The following is a 5842-nucleotide window of genomic DNA, read 5'->3' as shown; positions in this document are numbered from 1 at the left end:
TTTAATTCCGCTCAATTTGCTGTGATTGATGGCGATGACCTGTGCTCGGAGACTGGAGACAATCAGCGCCCGCAACGGACCATGTCCGGTATCGCGGAAATTTCCGCCTGGGTCTTCCGTCCCTGCGAAAACCTGAACCGGGGAAGCAGGCGGAATCAATTGCGGAGGGGACATCACCTGCTTAAATAATATTTATTTTAATTTTTTTCAGACACCCTCTTTTATTTTTCTCCGTTTTGCATTAATATAGTAATCAGGGAAAATATAAAATCAAAGGAGAGAAGGATATGATATCAAATCAGATACTCCAGACAAATATTGAAGGCTTGAAGGGGATTACCAGGGTGGACTTAAGTATCTGTGATACAGAAGGCAAAGTTCTTGCGTCCACATTTACCGGTGCTGAGGAGTATGAAAGTGCGATTCTGACTTTCGTGGACTCTCCGGCGGACAGTCAGGTTATTCAGGGCTATCAATTTTTTAAGGTGTTTGATGAACACCAGCTGGAATATATTCTGCTTGCCAAGGGCGGCAGTGACGATGTTTATATGGTGGGCAAGATGGCGGCGTTCCAGATTCAGAACCTGCTTGTTGCCTATAAGGAGAGATTTGATAAGGATAACTTTATCAAGAACCTTCTGCTTGACAATCTGCTGTTAGTAGACATCTACAACAGGGCGAAGAAGCTCCATATTGAGACCAATGTTAAGAGAATTGTCTTTATCATTGAGACACAGCATGAGAAAGATGTCAATGCGCTTGAGACGGTGAGAAGTTTGTTCTCCACAAAGACGAAGGATTTTATTACGGCGGTGGATGAGAAGGATATTATTCTGGTTAAGGAAGTGAAACCGGGAGAAACCTATGATGATTTGGAGAAGACGGCCAGCATGATTGTTGATATGCTGAATACAGAGGCGCTGACGAGAGTGAACGTCGCTTTTGGTACGATTGTCAATGAGATTAAGGATGTATCGCGTTCTTATAAAGAGGCAAAGATGGCTCTCGACGTGGGGAAAATTTTCTACAGCACAAAGAATGTTGTGGCCTACAGCAAACTGGGAATCGGCCGGTTGATTTACCAGCTTCCGCTCCCTCTTTGCCGGATGTTTATCAAGGAAATTTTTGACGGAAAATCACCGGATGATTTCGATGAAGAGACTCTGACCACGATCAACAAATTCTTTGAGAACAGCCTCAACGTATCAGAGACGTCCAGACAGCTCTATATCCACAGGAACACGCTGGTGTACCGTCTTGACAAGCTTCAGAAGAGTACCGGTCTGGATTTGAGGGTATTTGAAGATGCCATAACCTTTAAAATTGCGCTTATGGTAGTTAAATACATGAAGTATATGGAGAACCTTGATTATTGATGATGAGATGTTACGTGAACGGTAACGGTGAGATCTTGAAGCAAATCTAAACAGAGGGAAACGGGGAATGCTGTGGTATGGATCGCGTATCTGTGCCGCAGCAATTCTATAGTTGAGGGATACACAGAAGATGATAGAGATAATGAGTCTCAATAAGACATATAAAGCGGGAAACAGGGCGCTTAAAAATATTAATATCACGATAGAGGACGGTGAGTTTGTCTTTATTATGGGGCGCAGCGGTTCCGGTAAATCCACGCTTATGAAGCTGCTTTTAAAGGAAGTGGAGCCGTCATCAGGGAAAATCATCGTGAACGATATGGAGCTGGGGAAGATGCCCAGAAGATATGTGCCGAAATACAGGAGGCGTTTGGGGGTAGTGTTTCAGGACTTCCGCCTTTTAAAGGATAAGACAGTGTATGAAAATGTAGCCTTTGCCCAGCGTGTAATCGGTGTGCCGACCAGAACGATTAAAGAGTCGGTTCCGGAGATGCTCAGGCTGGTGGGGCTTTCATCAAAATATAAATCATTCCCGAACCAGCTTTCCGGCGGGGAGCAGCAAAGGGTGGCGATTGCCAGGGCTCTCATTAATTCGCCCGAGGTTCTGCTGGCGGATGAGCCGACCGGTAATCTGGATGCGCAGAATTCAATGGAGATAATGAGGCTGTTGGAAGAAATCAACAACAGGGGTACCACTGTAGTCGTTGTTACCCACAGTCAGGAGATTGTAAACAGGATGGGAAAACGGGTAATCACCCTGGACCGCGGAGTTGTGGCGGAGGATGAGATAAAAGGCGGTATCGCATATGAGGCTTAGTACATTTACATATTGCCTGAAAGAAGGTATGAAAAATATAGGCAGGAATATCTGGTTTTCCCTGGCTTCGACGGCTATCATTTCAGCGTGCATTTTTTTATTCTGTATGTTTTTTGCCCTGGTGGCCAATGTACAGTATATGGTGAAAAATGCAGAAACCACGGTGGGAATCACTGTATTTTTCGATGAAAATATGGCGGAAGCAGATATTCTGGCAATCGGAAAAGAGATAGCCGCCAGGAAAGAGATAAAAGAAACAAAGTATATTTCAGCCGAGGAGGCATGGGAGACATTCCAGAAGGAATATTTTAAAGATGCGGAGGAACTGGCGGAAGGCTTTGCGGATGATAACCCGCTGGCCGGATCGGCATCTTACGAAATTTATCTGAAGGATATCGCGGATCAGGATGTCATTGTGTCCTATCTGAATACGATTGCAGGTATCAGGAAGATTAACTATTCCAATGACACGGCATCAGGGCTTTCCACCTTTAATAAGATGCTGGGGCTGATTTCGGCAGTGATTATTGCAATACTGCTGGCGGTGGCGGTGTTCCTGATCAGCAATACGATTTCCACGGCAGCGGCCTTCCGGAAGGACGAGAACAAAATCATGCGTCTGATTGGGGCCACCAATTTTATGATCCGTGCCCCCTTTGTTGTGGAGGGTATTATTATCGGATTTGCCGGGGCGGCTATTCCGCTTGTCAGCGTTTATTTCCTTTACAGGAGTGCGGTGGAATACATGATTGAAAAATTCCATATCATATCTAACATTATTGAGTTTATACCAATCGACACCATTTTCCCGTATATGATCGCAGTGGCGGTGGCTCTCGGTGTGGGAATCGGTTTTGTCGGAAGCTTCTTTACCATTCGGAAACATCTGAAGGTATAGGAGTCTGTGCATAAGGAGCAAAAGATGAGGCATAATGCAGCAGTAAAAAGAACAGTTCTGGCTATTCTTCTGGCATCCCTGGCCGCAGCGCCCGCATATGGGGCCTCTAAAAAAGACGTGGACAGCGCCAAGGGAAAGATTTCTTCCATCGAGGAGGAGAAAAAGAAGACAGAGCAGGCTATCAAAGAGCTGGAAACACTGAAAGCGGATACGGAAACCTATGTAAGGAAGCTGGACTCCCAGCTTGAGACGCTGAATGTGGAAGTGAACAGGCTGGAAGGAAATATCCGTGATAAAGAGAAGACTATTGAAGAGACCGCGGTAAAGCTTGATGAGGCCGGAAAAGTGGAAAAGAAGCAGTATGAGGCCATGAAAAAGCGTATCAAATACATGTACGAGAAGGGTGACAGCAGTTACCTGGATATTCTTCTGCAGTCGAAGTCCATGTCGGAGCTTTTAAACAGAGCGGAATATATTTCAAAAATATCTGAATATGATAGAAATATGCTGGATCAATATGCTGCAGTCAAAGACGGGATAGCAGATGACAAGGCGCAGCTTGAGAAAGAGAAGGCGGAGCTGGTTGTGCTGCAGGAGCAGACGACAAGCAAGAAAAATTCTGTGGAGACGCTGGTCAATGAAAAATCGGCGGAGCTTAAGAAGGTAAATTCCCAGATTGGGACCAAGACGGCTCAGGTGGAAGCTTATGAAAAGGATATTAAAGCTCAGGAAGATAAGATTAAACAGATAGAGGCGGAGATCAAAAGACAGGAAGAGGAAGCCAGGAAAAAGGCTGAGGCGGCAGGGCAGAAGTATAATACGGTAAGTATTGGGAATATTAAATTTATATGGCCGTGTCCTTCCAGCAGCAGGATTACATCCGGCTTCGGAGGAAGGGAGTCACCGACCGAAGGCGCTTCTTCAAACCATCAGGGAATAGATATCGGCGCGCCTACGGGAAGCAATATTGTTGCGGCGGCCGACGGAACTGTGACAATTTCTACATACAGCTATTCTGCCGGGAACTATATCATGTTAAACCACGGCGGAGGAGTATCCACCGTGTATATGCATTGTTCCCAGCTGCTGGTATCAGCCGGTGACACGGTAAAGCAGGGACAGGTCATTGCAAAAGTAGGTTCTACCGGCTATTCTACCGGACCGCACCTGCATTTCGGCGTCCGGCTGAATGGAAGTTATGTAAATCCGGCAAAATATGTAAGCCCATAGGGAAACGGTTCGGTACTCTTACTGAACAGAGGCCCTAAGTTCAAAAACAAACTTAACGGCAGTGGTGAGCGGAGAGTAATCGGTTTTCCCCCACTGCTATGAGATCAACCACGCTTCTACGTAGGATGCAGTCGCACTCTGACAATATATCGAGCGTGGAGTGAAACAATATCAACCCATAAATTAGGAGGCATTAGAGATGGACAATAGAAGTAAATTCTGGAGAGGCGTCATGGTCGGCGTCCTTGTTACGGCATTCGCCTGCCTGGTGACAGTGGGGACATCGGCCGGAATTTATATGTTTGGACGGCGCGTCATTGACAATCAGGTACAGGTGCAGGCGGAGCAGGGTAATTCCGGGGCGGAGGCGAGCGCCGACGGTCAGGCTGGCAATCAGACTCTCGATATGGAGCGCGTCAACAGAAAGCTTACGGAGCTTCAGACGATTATTGACAAGAAGTACCTGTTTGAAGATAAGGTGGAAGTGGAAAAGGAAGAATCCGGAATTTACAACGGTTTCCTTTTCGGCCTGAATGATCCCTACGCAGTTTACTATACGCCGGAGGAACTGGCCAGCTTTATGGATGAGACAAACGGTTCCTACTGCGGTATCGGAGCGATGGTTTCACAGGACAGGAAGACAGGCGTCTCCACGATTATCCGTGTATTTGAAGGCAGCCCTGCCGAGAAAGCCGGAATCCGTCCGGGAGATATAGTCTTTGCCGTAGGCGATACGGAAGTAACGGGGATGGATCTGACTATTATGGTCAACAACTATATCAAGGGCGAGGAAGACACCAACGTAGAGATTACGGTTTACCGGGAAGATACAGGGGAATACGTGGACCTTACCGTGACGAGAAAACCGGTCGATGTACAGACCGTAACAGGAAAAATGCTGGATAAAGAGATCGGCTATATTTCCGTAATTGAGTTTGACAAGGTGACGGATGCCCAGTTCAAGCAGAAGATAGAGGAGTTAAACACTCAGGGGATGAAGAAACTGATTGTTGACTTGAGAAATAACCCGGGTGGTGAATTGAATACGGTAGTATCCATGGCCGATTACGTCCTGAAGGACGGCGGGCGGATCCTTACGGTAGCGGATAAAGATGGCGCAGAAGAGGTATATGATGCCAAAGACGGTCACAGTCTGGAGATACCGATGGTGGTATTGGTAAACGGCAACTCCGCCAGTGCTTCTGAGGTATTTACCGGTGCGCTGAAGGATTATGAGGCGGCCACAGTGGTCGGTACACAGACATTCGGAAAAGGAATTGTGCAGACGCTCTTCCCGCTTTCCGACGGAAGCGCCGTAAAACTGACGACAAATCATTACTATACGCCGAACGGACACGACATTCACGGAGAAGGAATCGCTCCTGACGTGGAGGTGGAGCTGAATGAAGAGGCTGCCAAGATGCCTGTAATTCCGGAGGATATGGATAACCAGCTTCAGGAAGCAATACGCATAATAGAGGAAAAATAGTGGAGATTTAGTTAAGCAGGTGAGGACGCCGC

Annotated in this window: 6 protein-coding genes; all 6 read left to right on the top strand. The window is 46.8% G+C overall.

Annotated elements, in window-relative coordinates; genetic code table 11:
- On the top strand, positions 1-189 hold a 189-nt coding region (locus CLOSYM_RS23150), incomplete at its 5' end, for a hypothetical protein (protein WP_207638254.1).
- A 98-nt stretch (positions 190-287) separates the two neighbouring features.
- Complete coding sequence (locus CLOSYM_RS02810; RefSeq protein WP_003501483.1) at positions 288-1376, top strand: PucR family transcriptional regulator; 1089 nt, start codon at positions 288-290, stop codon at positions 1374-1376.
- Between the two features lie 130 nt (positions 1377-1506).
- On the top strand, positions 1507-2193 hold the full coding sequence (gene ftsE, locus CLOSYM_RS02805) for a cell division ATP-binding protein FtsE (protein WP_003501485.1): 687 nt from the start codon (positions 1507-1509) through the stop codon (positions 2191-2193).
- A complete protein-coding gene (ftsX, locus tag CLOSYM_RS02800) occupies positions 2183-3091 on the top strand; it encodes a permease-like cell division protein FtsX (RefSeq protein ID WP_003501487.1) in 909 nt (302 codons plus the stop codon). Before ftsE ends, ftsX begins: the two co-directional genes overlap by 11 nt.
- A gap of 24 nt (positions 3092-3115) precedes the next feature.
- Positions 3116-4321 (top strand): murein hydrolase activator EnvC family protein, encoded by a 1206-nt coding sequence (locus CLOSYM_RS02795; RefSeq protein ID WP_044902078.1) that lies wholly within the window; start codon positions 3116-3118, stop codon positions 4319-4321.
- A 199-nt stretch (positions 4322-4520) separates the two neighbouring features.
- Positions 4521-5810 (top strand): S41 family peptidase, encoded by a 1290-nt coding sequence (locus CLOSYM_RS02790; RefSeq protein ID WP_021640865.1) that lies wholly within the window; start codon positions 4521-4523, stop codon positions 5808-5810.
- Positions 5811-5842: the final 32 nt, after the last annotated feature.

The sequence above is a fragment of the [Clostridium] symbiosum ATCC 14940 genome, assembly GCF_000466485.1.
Classification (GTDB): domain Bacteria; phylum Bacillota; class Clostridia; order Lachnospirales; family Lachnospiraceae; genus Otoolea; species Otoolea symbiosa.
The sequence above is the reverse complement of the archived record's forward strand: the minus strand, read 5'-3'. Positions and strand labels throughout refer to the sequence as shown.